Genomic DNA, 18,857 nt, shown 5'->3' on the forward strand with positions numbered 1-18,857 from the left:
TATAATGCTTATTTGTAATCATTGCAATACAAAAAATTTAGATGTAGCTAAATTCTGCAAAGAGTGTGGAAATAGTGATTTATACGATCCGCAAGCAGAAGAAAAACTAGAAGAAAAAAGAAGACTAGAAGAAGAGAAAAGAAAAATGGCTCAAGAAGAAAAAGAAAAATGGCTCAAACAAAGAAAAGAATTTATCACAAAACACAAAAGCAAAATCATAATTAGCATGGTGGTTTTATTTTTGATAGCTTTGGTAAGTATATATCAGTATTTTTATGGTGGAAAATACAGTAGAATGTATATAAGCAAACTTGAGGAAAAAATGCCACTACGATGATGAAAATAGCTGCAAAACGCTCCAAACCATCTATAAAGAAAAATGCGATGATGGAGATGGTAAAGCTTGTTTTGCTAGTATCTTTGTAAGCGGTGATTTAATAAAAGTAAAAATCGATGGACAGTGGAGCTTCTTAGATGAAAACGGGGAATTTATAGCAAAGCCTGAATTTGATAGTGCTTCGACCTTTAGCGAAGGATTGGCAAGAGTTGGGTTAAATGGAAAAATTGGTTTTATAGATAAAAGTGGAAAAATTATAGCAAAGCCTGAATTTGATGATATAGACTATTAAATCTCTATTATCTCCACCTTATCTTCTAAAACATAGACTAAAAAAGCTTGAGTTGATTTCTTAGCCAAAATCTTCTCGATAGCTTCTTTATAAAGCAAAACCTGCTCTTTGTGTTTGTTGAAATTCAAACCTGTTTTATAATCTATAATGATGGCTTCATCTTCACCCAAAGCAAGTAAATCAAGCTGTTTGATCTCACCTTGAAAACTCAAAGCTTGCTCTTTGAGTAATTTTTTATTTTCGATGAGTTTTTGAAATTGGGCATTAGCAAGTAAATTTTTTATCCTTTTAAAAAGCTTTTCAAAATCATCGTGATTTAAAAAATGTCTAAATTTACCACTCGCCTTCTGACAAAGAATGTCAAAATTTTCTCCTTGTGGAAGCTTTAAATTCTGCATAAAAAAGTGAAAAGCATTTCCAAAATAAATTTCATCCGAGCTTGTATTTTCTTTTCTTTCTATATCCTGTAAAGGAATTTTTTCAAATTCCATTAAGGCTTGAAAGCTTTCTTTTTGAGGCAAGGGGGTGTTATTGGTTTGAATTTCTATCTCGCCTAATTCTTGAATTTCAATATCAAGCATAGTGTTTAAATAGCTTGGATAGTTGCCATTTTGAAACGAGGCATTTCTTTTGATGATGATAAGATTGTCTTTTGCTCTTGTAAAAGCAACATAAAGCTTATTGATATCATCTTCGTAATCTGCTTTTGTGATTTTATCTATAAAAGCTTTATATTCGCTCTCTTGAGTCGCTTTTCGGTAGCTATCTTTTATGTGAAGCTCCCAACCTTGATCGATATCGTACTCAAGCATTATGGTTTTATTGTTGGGATTGTTTTTTGAAAGACTATCAAGTAAAATCACATGATCAAATTCCAAGCCCTTGGATTTGTGCACAGTCATGATATTTATACCTCTATTTTGCTCACTCATAATTTTTAAAGTGCAAGGCTCAAACAAAAGCTTTAAAAAATCATCCTTGCTTTTAGCGTATTCTATAAACTGAATCAAAGCCATATCATTAAGATCAAGTTTTAATTCTTTGATCAAATAAAGCACATTTTGCACAGCACTTTTTGCCAAATCAAGCTTTAATTTCAAAGGCTCAAAACCTAACATTTCTTTTAAAAAATGCAAGTAAAACTTATCGCCAAAAATGCAGTATTTAGCGTATTCTAAAAGCACTCTTATGCAGGCTTTATTTTCGAGTAAAATATTACTTTGAGTAAAGGCTGGGATATCTTGCTCGTGTAAAAAATCCAAAATCATATCCGCATCGTTATTTTTCCAACACAAAATGCAAATATCATCATAAATGATATTTTTACTTTTTAAAAATTTAAGCTGCTCTAGCAAAGCTTCTAGGGTTTTATCTTGAATTTCTTTAGCTTGATCTTTATCCACCTTTGTTTCTTGCGACTCGATCACACGCACAAAGCCACCTTTTTTGCTTTCTAAAGAAAGTTGAGGGGTGTAGTCTTTAATCTTGCTTTGAAAGGTTTTATTGACAAAATCAACCAAAATTTGTTTAGAGCGGTAATTGATCGTGAGTTGATCTTTTTGAATTTGTTTAAATTCAGTTTGCAACAAATCAAAAAGTTCTTTTTTGCCCTTTCTAAAACGATAGATACTTTGTTTTTTATCGCCCACATAAAAAAAGGTTCTATTTTTCTTCACGCCCTCGCCCGAAACAAGCTCGGCGATCAAAGGTCTTAAAATTTGATACTGCACCACGCTAGTATCTTGAAATTCATCGATTAATAAATGAGAAATATAGCCATCCAAGCGAAAATAAATCATATCTTTAAAATCACTTCTGATAAGATCTAGCACCCTTCGGCTAATATCGCTAAAGCTTAAAGTATTTTTATCTTTTTGGATGATATCTTTAGCCTTGCTAAAATGGCTTAAAAGATTCATTAAATTTGCGATCTTATATTCTTCAAGCTCTTTAGCATAAGCATCTAAAGCTTTGATGAATGCTTTTCTTTTTTGGCTGAATTTAACATCGCTATCTTCTAATTCTTGCAAGTATTTTGGAGCACCTGTTAAATTCAAAAGATCTGACTTTGCAAATTGGCTTAATTGAAGCACTTCATCTTTAAAATGCGTGCATAAATATTTATATCCTTTGACATGATCTAAGCTTAAACAATAAACCCTTAAATCATCATAGGCTTGATTGATAGAAGCTTTTGAAGGATTAGGAATCCTTACGCATTCTTTAAAATACGCATTTTCATAGAAATTCTCAAGCTCTTCAAAAAAATCATGATTATCTTCTAAACTCACCTTATAATAAGCTAAATCTTTTAATTCTTGGCGGTTGAGTAATTTTAAAAAAACAGCCCTAACATCGAGCTTTTCTTCACTTGTATCAAAATCACTACTTAATCCCAAATTTAAAGCAAAGGCTCTTAAAATTCGACTAAAAAAAGAATCAAATGTGCTTATCTTAAGCTCTTGTCTTAAAAACTCTTGTTTTTTCTTATCTCTTAAAAATATCAGCTCGTCTTCTTCGCACCCTAAAAGCTCACAAAGCTCTTTACACTCGCTTTTTTTACTTTCTTTTTCCAAATTTAAAAAAGTTTCGATAATCCTTTTTTTCATTTCGTTGCTTGCTTTTTTGGTAAAAGTTAGAGCTAAAATTTCATTTATTTTTGCTCCTTGTAAAATAAGAGCCACAAAACGCACACTTAAGGCAAAAGTTTTACCGCTTCCTGCGCTTGCTTCTAAGGCTAAAAAAGGCTTAAATTTCATCTAAAATCCTTTTTGTAGATGATTTTATAAGGGCAATACTCATCTTTATCGTTTTCAAATTCAATCTCTTCTTCTCTTTGCTCAAGCAAATCTTTTAGACATTCTTTAAGCTCATCCAAGCTTTTGGCCTTTTCTTCAACAAATTGCATTTGATTTAAATCATAAAATTTTGCTTCCGCATTTTCATCGCATAAAGCCTTATAAAAAGCTAGCTGAAAGGATTTTTCAGGGACTTTTCCACTTTTATAATCAATGATAAAATGTTTATCCTCAAGCTTATCAATACGATCAACAATACCCTTAAGCCTGATCGTATGATTTTGGATATTTAAAGCTTTATGATGTTCCTCTTCTTGCTCAATCACCTTATAACCTAATTTAAAATGCTCTTTTTCATTTTCGGCAAATTGTATAAATTTTAATTTAAAAATTTCAAGCTCAAGTTCGCTAATGCTGTATTTTGGATATTCTTGCTCTAACAAATCATTGAAAATTTTTAGGTTAAAATTATTTTTAGAATAATTCTTATAATAAAGCTCGAGCATTTTATGGATAAAATTTCCTTGATTTTTAGCCTTGCTTTCATCATTTAAAGCCCTAGGCTCAGGTAATTCTAAAATATAGCGATAAAAATAAGTTCTTTTTTGATATAAAAATAAATTCAAACGACTAAACGATAATTCTTTTTCGAAAATATCGTGTTTTAAAACAGGTACTTTTATAGGATTTAAATTTAACTCTACGCCTTGATAGTCGAGTTTTAAAGCATTTAAATAGGCTTTAGAAGGTGTGGTTTTTTCTTCAAAAAAATTAAAATCAAGCTCATCTAAAAAACGCGATCGAGTTTGCTCTTCATTCTCCACAAAACTAATGCTAAGTTTTTTAGCATTTTTCATCAAATTTTCATAATAAAGTCTTTGTAAATTCTCTCTTCTTTCATAGCTTATAAGCCCTGCTTTTTTACGCACTTCATTGTTTAAAAACAACTCATTAATACTTCTTTTAGGAACAAAATCTTCATTAAAATCAAGTATGACAACACCATCAAAACTAAGTCCCCTGCTTTCTAAAAGTCCCATAACAGTGACTTTTCCACCACCCACATAACTTAGCTTTATTTGATCTAATTGCATGAAAAAAAGTTGCATGAGTTCTTTAAGCTTTAAGGATTTGTTTTTGAGCAAGTCCTTTATAAAACAAAGCTCTTTTTGCACCAAATTCATAAGCTCTTGACTTTCATCTTTTAAAAAACTGTGGATTAAATTTTCAAAATACTGCAAATCACAAATTTGATCAAAGCGAGTTCTAAAATCTTCAAATTGAAGTTCTAAATAATGCAACAAAGTATTATGATAATCAAAAATCATTTTTTCTTGTTCGAAATAATTCTCATCTATCTTATAGATAAAAGCGTCTGAATTTGCTCCATTATATAAGGCTTTGATCTTTTGATAAAACAAACTTTCTTTAATGCTTACTCCACTAGCAAAATTTAACATATTGTTTTTATCAAAAAGTTTTAAAAGCTCACAAAAACTTTCATCAGGAGTGATAACAGCTATCTTTTCAGGATCTATTCCTGCTCGGACAAAATTAGAAATTTCATCCATAACAAAAGCACATTGTAAAGACCTAAGCTCAAAAGCCTTTAGCTTGACTAAAGTGTTAGGATTTGAAAGTTTTTCTTGTTTTAAAATCTTTTTTTGTGAAAGATTGACTTCATAAAACATATCAAGTTCCAAGTGTATATCTTTTAAAAAGTCAAGTTCTAGTAGGTATTCAAGATTAAATTTGCTTGTTTTAAAGCTTATGATTGTGCTTTTGATTTTAGAAATCTCACACAACAAATCCTCTTCAAATTTGCTTAAAAAACCTTGTAAATCATAATATATACTTTCGTATTCGTTTAAAAAATCTAAATTAAGTTTATATTCTTGAGCTAAGGATAAATCATCGTATAAATTGTGTTGCTTAAGCAAAAGAAGATAATTTGTATAAACCTCGTCTAAAATTTCTAAATGCTCATTATAAGTTGCGTAATAGTCATTGTTTTTAAGATCTTGTATACTTTTTTTTTCTAAACTTAATTCTTTAAAAAAAGAAAAAAGGTATTCGTTATTTTTCAAAAAAGCAAAAAATTCAGCTGAAATACCTAGTTTTTTTTCTAAATCTTTACTTTTTAAACAAGCTTCTTGCATTAAAAGCAAGCTCTCATAAGAGCTTGCTTTAAAAGAATTTACCACGCATACTCGATCTAAAAAATCTGATACAAGTAAAGCAGAATCAAGTAAAGCATTTTTAGCCTTTGCTTTTTCTTGATATTCTTTAATCTTTCTTGAGGAACTAAATATTCTTAGTATCATTGAGCATTTAATTCATAGCTAAAAAAGCCTGTTATTTCATCATCTGTGCTAAGTTTGATTTTTAACTGCCATCTGCCTTTTTCAAGCTGAGGCAAGGATACACTTAAAACTCCATCTTGAATTTGCCCTAAAAGTTTTTGATCAAATTCTCTTGTGTGAGGTCTTGTAAGTAAAATTTCACTCTTTAAATTTTGTATATTTGCTTGATCGTTTAAGGCTGTTATTTTAAATTGCGCTAGATAAGAATCTGCACTGATTGTATAACTTGCAATCTTTCTTTTACCAATCAAATCAATCTTATCATTTTGAAATTCAACCTTAAACAAGGTATCAAATTGCTCTTGTTGTTTTTGGATAATATTATAATTATTTTCAACATTTTGGTAAGAGTCAAAATAAAAATCATCCTCATATACAGGATAATTGCTTGCCACTATAATAGTTGCCACGCAAGCAACCACAATAGCAAAAATCGAAATTAAAATTCCATAAGGCCAAAAGGTTTTTTTACTTTCAAGCATTTTTCTTCCTTTTCATTCTTCTTTGAGCGTAGTATAACAACGCAAAGCAAATAAAGCCATAGATTAAAATTCTTAAAATATTGATAGTATCGCGGTTTGCATTGCCTATAGAGTGTTGCAATTCAATCCCTCTAGCTTGTGCTAAACGATCAACCATATCTCCATAGCCATTTAAAATAGCCGCATTATAAATATCGCCTTTATTGGTCGCTAAAATAGGCAAAATAGATCCTGTTCCTGGATAAGGACTGAGTATGGCTTCTTTATCGATTAAAGTTAAAGCTCCTTTAGAACCTATGATATCGACTTTATGAGAATTTTTAGATAAAACAAGCAAAACATAAGATTGTGGGAGTTGCTTATGTAAGTCTAATAAAGTTTGAAAATCGCTCTTATCGCCAATTGCTACGCCGGCAAAAATTCCGCTTTTTTCTTGAAGTTCTTTACCGATAAGATTAATCTCATCAACAACTTTTTGGTTAAGTACATTTTCATTAAAAACTACAGGCTCAAGGGCAAGAATTTGCACAGGTATAAAAAATAAAAAGATGGCTAATAAGCCATCCTGTAGTATTTTTCTCATCCTATATGAAGATGGTTTGCAGTTAAAACCGACCATGCAGTAATCGCAGCAGTCACAACTAAGCCAATAACAATCAAATATTCTAAAACTTTACTCATTGCGCTGTCCCTCCTATGCTTTTATGATCTTGTTCTTTTGAACCAAGCATTTTAACATTTTGGATATCTTTAAGGCTGTAGGGCTGTTGCATTACTTCTTGTTGAGCTTTAAGACCCCAAATGGTTAAACCTACTAAAATTGCAAGCAATAAAACGGTAGCAATCAGCATACCCGTAACACCTGAAAGAGAAAATACGCATCTATTAGTGTTTTCCATTATTCACCCCTTGAAAGAGAAATTACATACTCACCAACAGCTTCTTTTTGAGTATCATTCAATATAGAAAATGCTGGCATAGCTCCAATAAAGCCTGTTTTACCACTATGTAAAACATCTACAACAAATGCTGCTGAGCCGTATTTTGTAAGATCAGGGAAAATTCCATCTTGGCCTTTTCCATCTTCACCATGGCAAGCTGCACAAGTTGCATAAGCCTCTTTTCCTTTAGCAACCAAATTTTCATTAGAAGTTTTCTTGATAGCAGAAAGCTCTTTTGCTACATAAGCAGCAATCGCAGGAATATCTTCTTCAGCAATTCCCAAATCCGCAGCAGCAGGCATTTCTCCACCTGGGAAATTCATACCTTTTGCACCATGTTTAATCGCATCGATTAAACCCTCTTCGCTACCCCAAATATTTAAATTTTGAGCTTTTCCATTGATACCATCACCAGTAATTCCATGACAAGCAGAGCATTGAACCAAAAAGATATTTTGTCCCATAGCTACCTTATCTTCAGTAGATAAGTTTTGGAATTTTTCTTCAAATTTAGTATTATAAGCCTTAACTTCTTCGTTGTACTCACCTATACTTGAGTAAGAATTTAAAGGATATCCCCATAAAAAATACCAAACTGCCCATACTATGGTAAGAAAGAATATAACAGCCCAGCCTATTGGAATCGCATTTTTATATTCTCCTATGCCATCCCAGCTATGCTCACTTAATTCTGCCTCACCTTTTTTCTCTTTCATATATTTAAACATTCTACCAACGACTACAAGAGTAATCAATATAATAAGAATCGCTCCAATGAAAGATAATAAATTAACATTATCTCGCAAATTTAACCATTGCATCAAGCACTCCTTTTACTTTCTAAAACACTATCATCGATATCATCGCTCAAAGCGAGATTTGCATATTTTTCATAATTTCTCTCGCCTTTTTTTTCTGCCCTATAAAGATGATACCAATAAGAATACAATACTATTGATAAAAACATTACAAATAGAAAAAATCCATAACCTTGAAAAATTTCCCATTCATGTTTTTGCACTGCTGATAAATTCAAAGTGACCAAATTTTTAATCACATTCCAAATAATCACTAAATGTTCCATATTTTTACTTTAAGCTATTTAAATAAGCGATTAAAGCAACGATTTCTTTAATCTCGCCCCTAGCAAAAGCATCTTTTACCTCTTGATTTTTCATTTGATCAACTATAGCTTGTGCTTCGGCTTTTATTTCAGCTTGTGCTTCTTCCCAAGTACCTAACTTGGTTCCATTTTCAGTATCATAAGGGACATTAAACACTTTTTTAACAGTTAAAGCTTCTGCATAAGCAGTTTCCATGTCGGCATTGTTTTTAAACATATGCTTATAAGCAGGCATAATAGAATTTGGAACAACTGAAACAGGATCCCACATATGGTTTTCATGCCAGTCTGTAGTTCTATAATTTCCAACACGCATTAAATCAGGACCTGTTCTTTTTGAACCCCAAAGAAAAGGTCTATCATAAGCAAATTCGCCACTGACAGAATACATACCATAACGATCAGTTTCAGATTTAAAAGGACGAATAAGCTGTGAATGACAAGCATTACAGCTATCTTTGATATAAATTTGGCGTCCTGCAAGTTGTAAAACTGTATAAGGTTTTTTTCCCTCTATAGGTCTTGCATTTTCTGCGAAATTTGGCAACACTTCAATGATCCCCGCATAAGCAATCACAATAAAAACAGCCACAGCAAAAAAGAATGGATTTTTTTCTAACCAACTAAACATTTTCTCTCCTTTTTATGCAGCCATAGGCGAAGCACTTTTTGGCTCTTTATCAAGCACTTTTCCACAAGCAATTGATTTATAAATATTATAAGTAAACATGAAAAATCCTATAAGATATAATAAACCACCAATTGCCCTAATCCAATAATAAGGTATAATAGCTACAACAGTGTCAATAAAGCTGTAAAGCAAGTTGCCGTATTCATCTGTAGCTCTCCACATCATACCTTGAGTGATACCTGCTATCCACATAGAAGCAAAATAAAGCACTATACCTGTAGTTTGAATCCAAAATTGTGCTTCCATTAAAGATTTGCTATAAAGCTCTCTTCTAAATATTCTAGGAGTCATATGATAAAGTGCTGCCATAGTCATAAAACCAACCCAACCTAAAGTTCCATCATGAACATGTCCTGGAATCCAATCTGTAAAGTGAGCTAGAGCATTTACTGATTTAATTGAAAGAATTGGGCCTTCAAGTGTTGAGAACATATAGAAAGTTGATGCTAAAATCATAAATTTAATCAAAGGACTTTCACGAAGTTGACTCCATTCACCCTTCATAGTAAGTAAGATATTTATCGCTGAACCCCAAGAAGGTAAGATAAGCACGATAGAGAAAACCGAACCCATAGTTTGCATCCAATCAGGCACAGTTGAATAAATCAAGTGATGTCCACCTGCCCAAAGATAAACAAACATCAAGCCCCAAAACGCAAATAAAGAAAGTTTATAAGAGAAAATCGGCTGACCGCTTTCTTTTGGTAAGAAATAATAAATTTGAGCAATAATACCCACAGTAAATACAAAAGCAACCGCATTGTGCCCATACCACCATTGAACTAAAGCATCATTTGTCCCTGCATACATAGATACACTATGCCACCATTTACCCATTTCTGCAACAAAATAAGTTGGAACTGCCATATTGTTAAAAAGATAAAGCATAGCAATACCTAAAAATGTAGCTATGTAATACCAAAGAGAAATATAAAGGGTTTTTTCACGGCGAATTCCAATAAGTCCAAAAATGCTTACACCCCATAAAACCCAAATAAGCACAACAAGAATATCTAAAGGCCACTCAAGTTCAGCATACTCTTTAGAGGTACTTACACCTGCAAATAAAGAAATTACAGCTACAATCATGGTAATCATATAAAGCCAAAAATGAAGCTTGCCTATAGCCATTAGAAATTTGGATTCAGCCATACTTACTTTAAGAACACGCTGTCCTATATAATACCAAGTTGCCCAAATCCCTGAAAGCATAAAACCAAAAATCACACCAGAAGTATGAAGCGGTCTAAGTCTTGAAAAAGTAGCATATTCGCCTGCTAAATAGTTTAGATTAGGATATGCCATTTGAAAAGCTATAAGAGTTCCTATAGCCATACCTACAATCCCGAACAATATAGTCGCAAACATAAAGTATTTTGCAACCGTATAGTCGTAATTTAATGCATTACCTGGGTGCATCGACTTTCTCCTTAAAATTTTTAAGATAACAAGTTTATATTATAGACTATTAATTATACATTTTTTCTTAAAGCCAATATTTTTGTTAATCATTTGTTATTTTTTATATTTTAAGGAATTTTTTTGTCCTAATTTTCTATATTGATTTTATATCCCAAACCTGGAACATTTTTAATAAATTTTTCTCCAACTTTATCTCTTACTCTTTTTATAAAAGTTCTAACCGCAGTATCGCTAACATGCTCACCTATCCAAACATTTTTCTTAATATCTTCATGCAATACCAAAACCCCAGGCTGCTTTAAAAGCAATGAAATAAAAGCAAGCTCTTTTTTGGTTAAAACAATTTCTTGTCCTTTATGGATTAATATTCTTTTAGTCTTATTGAATTGATACTCTTTAGAAATATCAACAAGCGCGTTAGTTTCTATCTTTTCACCCACTAAATAATCCAAAACTTTAAAAAGTTCATCTACATCTACAGGTTTGATTAAATATTTATCTATACCTATATCAATAGAACGCAACAATCTTTCTTTTTCCGAATAAGCACTGAGTACTACAATAGGAACATCATTTGCTATTTCTTTAATTTCTTTTGCCATATCAAGCCCATCCATGATAGGCATAGCAATATCTGTAATAATCAAATCGGGCTTAAATTTTTTAAATTTCTTTAAACCCTCATCACCATTTTGCGCGCCTATTACCTTGCTGTAACGAGAAGATAAAACATTAACAAGTGATTCTCTAATTTTTACTTCATCTTCTACAACCAATATAACCAATTCTTTCATAATTTAATTCCCCTCTTGCAACTTTAAATATATCTCAAAACAAGCACCATCTTTTATATTTTTAACTTGAATTTTTCCACCAAAACTCTCTACGATTTGCTTGCTGATGTAAAGTCCCGCTCCTATACCTTGACTAGGATGTTTAGTTGTAATATAGGGTTGAAAAATTTTGTCTAAAATATTTTCATCAACCCCGCCTGCATTATCCTTAACCTTGACTTTAATATAATTTTTTCCAAATTTGGAAAAACTAAATATAATATTTTTTACTTTTTGAGTCTTAAATGCCTCTATGGAATTTATAATTAAATTTAAAAAAACTCTCATTAGGTCATTCTCATGCGCTATAACTCTATAATCTGTTTTTGAGATTATTCGAATATTAACTTGATGTTTTTCTATGGTTTCAAAAGCAATGCCAATTACCTTATTTAAAATTTCTCTTAAAGAAACATGATTTTTTTCGTTTTCATTATTTTTAAATAAAGTTCTAAAAATATCAATTGTTTCTGACATATTTTTTATCGTACTTTTAGATTGTAGATAAATTTCGGTAAAACCCTTCTCATCTTGAACATTTTGTTTCATTTGAAACATAGCAATACCAAGCTCATTTAGAGGTTGTCTCCACTGATGTGCAATATCGCTAATCATCTGCTCTATAGAAGAATTTAAAATTTCTTTATAAATCTTTTTTGTATCTTTCTCATTTTTTTCTAAAGCAACTTTAAGCTTATACTCAAAATCTTTGCTTAGTTTTGCAAATTCTTCCTTGCGCTCTTTAGCTGTCTTTTCAAGATTTACACTAATTTCACGCAATTTCGCATGATTTAATACAAGTTCTTCATTTAATTTAAAAGAATTGCTAATATCATAAGATAAAGCAATAATTTCATTTAAATCACCCTTATTATCTACAATAGGAATTAAAAATGCGTCAAGATAAAAAGTTTTGCCTAGCTTATCGACATTTTTAAAAACCACCCAATAAGCTTCTTTTTGCCAAAGTTTTCCTAAAAATTGATTGATATAACTTTCTTTAACATCAGGATGTTTTAAAATAAAATGATGCTTTCCAATCAACTCTTTTTTACTATAACCACTTATCTTGCAAAATTTTTCACTTGCATCGATAATTATACCTTGCAAATTGATCTTAAAGAAAATTGTCTTTTTTTCTATTACTTTTAAAACTTGCTCGGCAACTGAATTTGCCATTTAAAAAGCCTTAAAACCCATATAAGCTAAACCTATTCCATAAGCTACAATAATGAAATAAGATAAATAATTAAATACTTTTTTCAAAAATACACCCAAATATTGTGATATTTTGACAAAAAAAAGCATTGTTGGAAGGGTTGAAAGACCAAAAACTAACATAACCAAAATGCTTTCTGTAACATTTTGCCTACTCATTGCATTCGCTAGAAAAAAATACACCAAACCACAAGGAACAAATCCATTAGCAAAACCTAAAATCATTGCCGATTTTACACCCTTAAAACCCATAGATTTTTTAATAATCTTTTTTATAAAATACTCAAAAAAAGCGCGATTTTCGATAAAAGCAAGGATTTTACCTCTAAAAATTAAAGAAAAACCTAAAATTACCATAAACACACCGAGTATAAAAAAGGATAAGCTTTGAATTTTGGCATTTATAGCTAATAAATTTCCAAATATCCCAAAGATTATTCCCAATAAAATATAAGAAAAAATTCTAAATAATTGATAAATAAAAGTTAATAAAAACAAATTTTTGTGGGTTGAATTTAAATTCATAAAAGCTAAAATAAATCCCCCACACATAGAATAGCAATGTCCAAAGCTCGATAAAAAGGCTACACTAAATATAGCCAAAAAGTCAAAATTTAGAGGAAGGAAATTCACATTAAATTCATAAATTCTTTAAAAATATATTTACTTTCGTGCGGACCTGATGAACTTTCAGGATGGTGCTGCACCGAAATAATAGGATAGTCTTTATACCTTACACCCTCGACATTATCTCCAAAAAGATTTCTATGCGTTATAATTGCTACTTCGCAAAGCTCTTCAGGAACATTATAATTATGGTTTTGAGCAGTGATTTCAACACTTTTATTTTCTAAGTTGATCACAGGATGATTAGCTCCGTGTTGTCCAAATTTCATTTTATAAGTTTCATAACCAAAAGCATTACTTAAAAGCTGATGCCCTAAACAAATTCCAAGCATAGGAATTTTAGCCTCGGCTAATTTTTTAATTTCAGCAATTTCTTGTTTTAAAATTTTTGGCTCTCCTGGTCCATTTGAAAGAAATACACCTTGAATTTGACCTTTTTGATAAAGCTTGATAAGTTCTTCTGCTTTGGTATTATAAGGAAAAACTTCTACTTCTAAACCCACTTCCACAAGTTCATTGAGGATGTTTGCTTTCACACCATAATCAATAACAGCAACTTTTTTTGTATTTTTTTTAGCCTTATTGTAACTTTGGGTAGCATTATTCCAAACTCCATGTTTGTGAGCGTAGGATTTTTTAGTGCTTACTTCTTTTACAAAATTAATCTCATCTATTTTTGCAGATTTTTCCAAAGCTGCTTTTAATTCTTCTTTGCTAGAGATTTCAGTTGAGATAACTGCTCTTAAATTTCCGCTGTCTCTTAGCATTTTTACCAAATAGCGAGTGTCTAGTCCATAAACTCCTATTTTTCCTTGTTCTTCTAAGTATTCTTGTAAGCTTTTTTGAGCACGAAAATTAGAGAAAGTAGGGCTTAATTCTCTCATTAAAACGCCACTTGCAAAAATTTCTTTACTTTCGTTGTCATTTTCATTGGTTCCTACAATGCCTATTTCAGGCATAGAAAAAATGATAAATTGTCCTGCATATGAAGGATCAGATATTATCTCTTGATAACCCGTTAAAGAAGTATTAAATACAAGCTCGCCAAAAAAAGTTCCACCCTTGCCAAAAGCCTTAGCAGTTAAAAAAATATCATTTTCTATATAAATATAAGCTTTCATAATTTAAAATATTCCTTTTTTTCTAAGCTCTTCTTGGTAAAGTTTTTCAAAAATAAGCTCATATTCTTCGCTACCTGGAATAGGTTTTGTTTTATAATTGCTAATTTTCTCATAAACCTCATCTTCAAGTTTTTCATAAATTTTAAGATAAGACTCTATGCTTGAAAAGATTAAATTTTTAACTCTATTTTCGCTTACCACAAAATTAATATAATCATTTTCTATAAGTTCTTCTAAAATTCTATGCGCTAAATGATTGTGTCTATCTTCAGAATTTAAAATCACACCAAATTCAGGAGCTAATTTTTTCTTAACAAGCCAAAACATATTTTTACGATCTACTTGCATAAGCTCCATTTCATCTTCTTGTTGTTCTAAAAGCTCTTTAACTCTTTCATCTAGTTTTCTTTCATTCATAAGATCATCTTCTAAAATTTGTTTAATGCAAGGGTTTAACTTTTCAATATTGTCTTTAATTTCAACAAAAGAGGAATGTGCAATATCTAACATTATTTTATTTGTAATATAAGGTATATGTGGCAATTTTATACGCATTTTCAAGCCTTTTCACTAATAATTTTGAAATAATAATATATTTTTGGTAAAAGAATGTTAAAAAATTAAATTTTTAATTGCTTTTATTATTATCCATATTTTTTAGCAATAAGGTCAATTCGCTCGCTTTTGCAGGATCCATTTTAGAAAGCACTCCTGAAATTTTTCTAGACTCTAAAGATAGCATGATTTTACTCGCATCTTCAGCATCCATTTGGGTTAAAACATCAGCTATTGCAGTATCTTTCATTTGCGAATAAATTTCTTTAATCCTACCTTCTGTTTTTTCATTGATAGAATTTAAAATTTTTTGCTGCTCTTCTAAAAGTTTTGTATTTTGTTCTTTTAAACTTTCAATCTGTGCTAAAGTCGCATTTACTTCGGCTTCTCTTTGATTTAAGACTTCAAGGCTTTCTTTTTGCAAAGCTTCAAAAGAAGCTTTATAAGCTTCTAAAGCTTGCCTTGCCTCATCAAATTCTCTTGTTTGAAGTTCAAGTTGTGCTTTTCTGGCTTCAAAATACTGCTCACAATCTTGCTCAGCTCCCCAAGCTAAATTTATGAAAAAAGCTAAAAATAAAAGTCTTTTATACATTTTTTTCTCCCTTCAAAAAACGAGTGATAGCAATTTCATCTAAAATTTTTTCTTCGATTTTAGCAAGCTCTTTTTGTTTTTGTTTGATTTCTTCAGCTTCTAAAACTTTTATTTTCTCATAATCTAAATGAGCTTTTTGATATAAAAACTGATAGTGATTCATCTCTTTTTTAGATAACTCAACCCTTTCTTTAGCCCTTGCTAAAGCATCTCTGCCTACTTGAGCCATGGTTAAATTTGATCTTAATTCTGCAATAGAACCCGAGCTAGGTAAAACAGATAAGCTTTCACATTCTTTGCGTGAAAGCTCGTAAAGTCTTTCGTTTTCAATCTGTCTTTGCTTTGCTGCATTAAGATTGCTTTGCGCCTTATCAAGTTGTTGTTTTCTTACTTTTGCAACGCTATTGTATTTACTTTTCATAAAATGATAGTATCATCTCTTTCAGGACTTGTTGAAATATATTTTATTTTCACACCACAAAGTTCTTCTAATCTTGCGATATATTTTTTAGCATTTTCAGGCAATAAATCATAATCTTTTATACCAAAAACCTTATCCCAACCATCCATTTCTTCATAAATAGGCTTAACATTTTCCAAATCACTTGGAATATAATCAATTTCCATACCCTTATATTCATAAGCACGGCAAATTTTTACCTTTTCAAAACCATCTAAAACATCAAGTTTCATTAAAGATAAAGCATCTAAACCATTCAATCTTGCAGTATATTTTACCGCAATAGCATCAAACCAACCGCAGCGTCTTTTACGTCCTGTACTTACGCCTATTTCTTTACCTATTTGAGCTATTTTTTCTCCGCTCTCACCCTTATCTTCGGTAGGAAAAGCTCCATTTCCAACGCGTGTGGTATAAGCTTTTACTATACCTATAATAGAGCCTACTTCTTTAGGATTTAAACCAAGACCTGTTAAAGCACCTGCTGAAATTGTACTTGAACTTGTTACATAAGGATAAGTTCCATGATCTATATCAAGCATAGAGCCTTGCGCGCCTTCTAAAAGCACTTTTTTATCCTCATCCAAAGCTTTCCAAAGCATTCTTGTTGTATCGGTTATAAATGGAGTTAAAATCTCACTGAACCGTTTTAAATCACTGAGTAATTCATCTGAATCAGGAATTTCAATCCCTAAAAATTCTAAATAATTTTTATTTGCTTCAAAATCTTTCATTAAAGCATTGTGAAGTCTTTGAGGATCTAAAAGCTCTCCTACTCTATGTCCGGTGCGGTTAATTTTATCTGCATAAGAAGGTCCTATACCTTTACCTGTCGTACCTATAGCATCTTTACCTTTGAGTTTTTCTTTGGCAATATCTATCAAAGAATGGTGCTTTAAATTTAAATGTGCTCTATCGCTAATATACAATCTGCCTTTTAAATTTTCAAATTGAGCCATTTCAGCGATTAAAACTTCAGGAGATACCACAACTCCATTGCCAATCACATTAATACACCTTGAATGCAAAACACCACTTGGCATAAGATGAAGTGCGTATCTTACACCATTTACCCAAATGGTATGTCCTGCATTATGCCCTCCTGCACTGCGACACACATAGTCATAATTTTCACATAATTTATCTACTACTTTGCCTTTGCCTTCATCACCCCATTGAATTCCAACAATAATATCTGCTTTACTCATTATTTTCCTTAAATTTTACGGCGAGAAGATGAGAGAATCGAACTCCCCAAAGAATAGTCAACTACCCTTTCATCTGATTTGAAGTCAGTGGCGATCACCAGATACGCTAATCTTCCAAAGTTATAATTATAGCTATTTTTAAATGAAAAACAAAATAAATTTTCAAATTTTATCAAAGCATCACTGATTTTTGACTTTAGTTTAAAATTAGGTTATAATCTCGCTCTTTTTTTAGCATCAAGGTTTGATGATTACAGTATTTAGGAACTTCTTTGAATTCTTTCAAACAAAAATATTTAATCAATTTTTGGGATAATTCCCGTGCTATGATAACACTTGGAATTTTAAGTGCGGTATACTTTGGAATTTTTGGTGGTGTTTGGGCTGTTACGGGAGAAATGACGCGTTGGGGTGGAGAATTTTTAGAGCTTTTAGGTATGGATTTGAATGGGTATTCTTATTATCAAAAGCAAAATTTAAATGGCACTCCTTTAACAAGAACCGATGGAATCATGCTTATAGGTATGTTTATAGGCTGTTTAATCGCTGCACTTTGGGCCAATAAAGTCAAATTTCGTTTGCCTGCTAGCAATATAAGAATCTTTCAGGCTATAGTAGGCGGAATTCTTTCAGGTTATGGCGCAAGACTTGCTTTTGGCTGTAATTTGGCAAATTTTTTCACAGGCTTGCCTTATTTTTCACTGCATACTTGGCTTTTTGGGGTTTTTATGGTTTTAGGAATTTATCTTGGTGTTAAACTTTGTAACACTTCCTTTTTTAAACCTAAAGCAAAATTAGAGTGTGTCAATAAAGAAAACATTCCTTTAGTCAAACAAAGCTCGCGTGCGAAATTTCATTTTGCTTTAGGCATCGTTCTTTTTGTAGCTTTTTTAGTATGGGTGTTTTATCTTGTGCTTGTTAATGGCAACATAAGCACACAAAACAAACAAAGCCTTTTAGTTTTAGCACTCATTTTTGGCTTTGCGTTTGGTTTTATCATCTCCAGAGGACAAATTTGTTTTACTGCTTGTTTTAGAGATTTATTCTTATTTGGTAGGGAAAATGCTATAAAAGGCGCTTTAATCGGTATGATAATCGCTTCTTTGATCGCTTTTGCTTTCATCTTACATGGACACAATAGCAAACTCATCGAACTCTCTCCTGCTGTGGCTATTGGGGCATTTTTATTTGGTTTTGGTATAGTTTTCGCAGGGGGTTGTGAATGCGGATGGACTTATCGTGCTTGCGAGGGACAAAGTCATTTTATGATAGTGGGTATTGCAAACATCATAGGAACGATGATTTTGGCTCTAACTTATGACTTTTTACCTAGTGCTTTCAAAGAGGGAGTAAAAATTAACTTGCTCAATGAATTTGGAAATTTAGGTGGATTTTTCATAAATCTAGCTCTTTTTATTTTAATGTTTGCTTGTGTTTTATTTTATAAAAAACACTTCTTTCAAAAACTAAACCCAAAAGGATAAAAAATGAAAATTACCTATACTTTAAATTTAGAAGGTGAAGCTTGTCCTTATCCTGCTATCGCTACACTAGATGCCTTGCCACAACTTAAAAGCGGAGAAATTCTAGAAGTGCTTTGTGATTGTCCACAAAGTATCAATTCTATACCTCAAGATGCAAAAAATCGTGGTTTTAAAATTCTTGAAATCGATCAAAATGGTCCCACACTTCGGTTTTTAATCCAAAAGCCTTAAATTTGGCTCCAAATTTAAAGAGTTGATAAACTTTTGCTCTAGTTTTAATTTTAAAAGCTGGGGCAAAAAATTTCATTTT

22 protein-coding genes and 1 tRNA gene are annotated in these 18,857 nt (G+C 31.4%); 4 read left to right on the plus strand and 19 right to left on the minus strand.

What is annotated here, in order from left to right; all coding sequences use genetic code 11:
• The first annotated feature begins 4 nt into the window (after positions 1-4).
• Together BGS43_RS10090 and BGS43_RS10095 are read left to right on the plus strand one after the other, a co-directional pair.
• Positions 5-337 carry a zinc-ribbon domain-containing protein gene (locus BGS43_RS10090; protein ID WP_223208717.1) on the plus strand — a complete coding sequence of 111 codons (333 nt, stop codon included), beginning with the start codon at positions 5-7 and terminating at the stop codon, positions 335-337.
• Positions 312-629 (plus strand): WG repeat-containing protein, encoded by a 318-nt coding sequence (locus BGS43_RS10095; RefSeq protein WP_002825687.1) that lies wholly within the window; start codon positions 312-314, stop codon positions 627-629. Before BGS43_RS10090 ends, BGS43_RS10095 begins: the two co-directional genes overlap by 26 nt.
• On the opposite strand, the gene BGS43_RS03410 is transcribed toward BGS43_RS10095, so the two are convergent.
• The 19 genes from BGS43_RS03410 to BGS43_RS03500 all read right to left on the minus strand — a co-directional run bounded on the left by BGS43_RS03410 (position 626) and on the right by BGS43_RS03500 (position 17,179).
• Complete coding sequence (locus BGS43_RS03410) at positions 626-3,388, minus strand: RecB-like helicase (RefSeq protein WP_096568786.1); 2,763 nt, start codon at positions 3,386-3,388, stop codon at positions 626-628. The genes BGS43_RS10095 and BGS43_RS03410 overlap by 4 nt on opposite strands.
• On the minus strand, positions 3,385-5,751 hold the full coding sequence (locus BGS43_RS03415) for a PD-(D/E)XK nuclease family protein (RefSeq protein WP_096568788.1): 2,367 nt from the start codon (positions 5,749-5,751) through the stop codon (positions 3,385-3,387). Before BGS43_RS03415 ends, BGS43_RS03410 begins: the two co-directional genes overlap by 4 nt.
• Positions 5,748-6,272 carry a FixH family protein gene (locus BGS43_RS03420; RefSeq protein WP_002785857.1) on the minus strand — a complete coding sequence of 175 codons (525 nt, stop codon included), beginning with the start codon at positions 6,270-6,272 and terminating at the stop codon, positions 5,748-5,750. The genes BGS43_RS03415 and BGS43_RS03420 overlap by 4 nt, the downstream gene beginning before the upstream one ends.
• The gene (locus tag BGS43_RS03425; RefSeq protein WP_058001330.1) at positions 6,265-6,855 is read right to left on the minus strand and encodes a hypothetical protein; all 591 of its coding nucleotides are present in this window, start codon (positions 6,853-6,855) and stop codon (positions 6,265-6,267) included. Before BGS43_RS03425 ends, BGS43_RS03420 begins: the two co-directional genes overlap by 8 nt.
• On the minus strand, positions 6,852-6,953 hold the full coding sequence (locus tag BGS43_RS03430) for a hypothetical protein (protein WP_002779328.1): 102 nt from the start codon (positions 6,951-6,953) through the stop codon (positions 6,852-6,854). The genes BGS43_RS03425 and BGS43_RS03430 overlap by 4 nt, the downstream gene beginning before the upstream one ends.
• Positions 6,950-7,174 carry a DUF4006 family protein gene (locus BGS43_RS03435; protein WP_162829289.1) on the minus strand — a complete coding sequence of 75 codons (225 nt, stop codon included), beginning with the start codon at positions 7,172-7,174 and terminating at the stop codon, positions 6,950-6,952. The genes BGS43_RS03430 and BGS43_RS03435 overlap by 4 nt, the downstream gene beginning before the upstream one ends.
• Complete coding sequence (locus BGS43_RS03440) at positions 7,171-8,034, minus strand: c-type cytochrome (protein ID WP_096568790.1); 864 nt, start codon at positions 8,032-8,034, stop codon at positions 7,171-7,173. Before BGS43_RS03440 ends, BGS43_RS03435 begins: the two co-directional genes overlap by 4 nt.
• Positions 8,034-8,297, minus strand: a complete 264-nt coding sequence (locus tag BGS43_RS03445; RefSeq protein WP_002779331.1) for a cytochrome c oxidase, cbb3-type, CcoQ subunit — start codon at positions 8,295-8,297, stop codon at positions 8,034-8,036. The genes BGS43_RS03440 and BGS43_RS03445 overlap by 1 nt, the downstream gene beginning before the upstream one ends.
• A 4-nt stretch (positions 8,298-8,301) precedes the next feature.
• The gene (gene ccoO, locus BGS43_RS03450; protein WP_002779332.1) at positions 8,302-8,967 is read right to left on the minus strand and encodes a cytochrome-c oxidase, cbb3-type subunit II; all 666 of its coding nucleotides are present in this window, start codon (positions 8,965-8,967) and stop codon (positions 8,302-8,304) included.
• Between the two features lie 12 nt (positions 8,968-8,979).
• Positions 8,980-10,446, minus strand: a complete 1,467-nt coding sequence (ccoN, locus tag BGS43_RS03455; protein ID WP_002781183.1) for a cytochrome-c oxidase, cbb3-type subunit I — start codon at positions 10,444-10,446, stop codon at positions 8,980-8,982.
• A gap of 128 nt (positions 10,447-10,574) precedes the next feature.
• A complete protein-coding gene (gene bumR, locus BGS43_RS03460) occupies positions 10,575-11,243 on the minus strand; it encodes a butyrate response regulator transcription factor BumR (protein ID WP_002779334.1) in 669 nt (222 codons plus the stop codon).
• Positions 11,244-11,246: 3 nt separating this feature from the next.
• Positions 11,247-12,461 (minus strand): butyrate sensor histidiine kinase-like phosphatase BumS, encoded by a 1,215-nt coding sequence (bumS, locus tag BGS43_RS03465; RefSeq protein WP_096568793.1) that lies wholly within the window; start codon positions 12,459-12,461, stop codon positions 11,247-11,249.
• Positions 12,462-13,133, minus strand: a complete 672-nt coding sequence (locus tag BGS43_RS03470) for a sulfite exporter TauE/SafE family protein (protein ID WP_096568796.1) — start codon at positions 13,131-13,133, stop codon at positions 12,462-12,464.
• On the minus strand, positions 13,130-14,248 hold the full coding sequence (gene carA / locus BGS43_RS03475; protein ID WP_025399244.1) for a glutamine-hydrolyzing carbamoyl-phosphate synthase small subunit: 1,119 nt from the start codon (positions 14,246-14,248) through the stop codon (positions 13,130-13,132). Before carA ends, BGS43_RS03470 begins: the two co-directional genes overlap by 4 nt.
• A gap of 3 nt (positions 14,249-14,251) precedes the next feature.
• The gene (locus BGS43_RS03480; RefSeq protein WP_042963443.1) at positions 14,252-14,803 is read right to left on the minus strand and encodes a DUF507 family protein; all 552 of its coding nucleotides are present in this window, start codon (positions 14,801-14,803) and stop codon (positions 14,252-14,254) included.
• A gap of 73 nt (positions 14,804-14,876) precedes the next feature.
• Positions 14,877-15,395: a MotE family protein gene (locus BGS43_RS03485; protein WP_042963445.1), complete on the minus strand. Its 519-nt coding sequence runs from the start codon at positions 15,393-15,395 to the stop codon at positions 14,877-14,879.
• On the minus strand, positions 15,388-15,816 hold the full coding sequence (locus tag BGS43_RS03490; RefSeq protein ID WP_002799834.1) for a flagellar export protein FliJ: 429 nt from the start codon (positions 15,814-15,816) through the stop codon (positions 15,388-15,390). Before BGS43_RS03490 ends, BGS43_RS03485 begins: the two co-directional genes overlap by 8 nt.
• Positions 15,813-17,063 (minus strand): adenylosuccinate synthase, encoded by a 1,251-nt coding sequence (locus BGS43_RS03495; protein ID WP_057033063.1) that lies wholly within the window; start codon positions 17,061-17,063, stop codon positions 15,813-15,815. The genes BGS43_RS03490 and BGS43_RS03495 overlap by 4 nt, the downstream gene beginning before the upstream one ends.
• Positions 17,064-17,084: 21 nt before the next feature.
• Positions 17,085-17,179: transfer RNA gene (locus BGS43_RS03500), tRNA-Sec, on the minus strand.
• A gap of 156 nt (positions 17,180-17,335) precedes the next feature.
• On the opposite strand from BGS43_RS03500, the gene yedE reads away from it, so the two are divergent.
• Both yedE and yedF read left to right on the plus strand, forming a co-directional pair.
• Positions 17,336-18,547, plus strand: coding sequence for a selenium metabolism membrane protein YedE/FdhT (gene yedE, locus BGS43_RS03505; RefSeq protein WP_096568798.1), 1,212 nt, complete (start codon positions 17,336-17,338; stop codon positions 18,545-18,547).
• Positions 18,548-18,550: 3 nt separating this feature from the next.
• Positions 18,551-18,778, plus strand: a complete 228-nt coding sequence (yedF, locus tag BGS43_RS03510) for a sulfurtransferase-like selenium metabolism protein YedF (protein WP_002779343.1) — start codon at positions 18,551-18,553, stop codon at positions 18,776-18,778.
• Positions 18,779-18,857: the final 79 nt, after the last annotated feature.

Source organism: Campylobacter sp. 110, from assembly GCF_002383965.1.
In the GTDB taxonomy this organism is placed as follows: Bacteria; Campylobacterota; Campylobacteria; order Campylobacterales; family Campylobacteraceae; genus Campylobacter_D; species Campylobacter_D coli.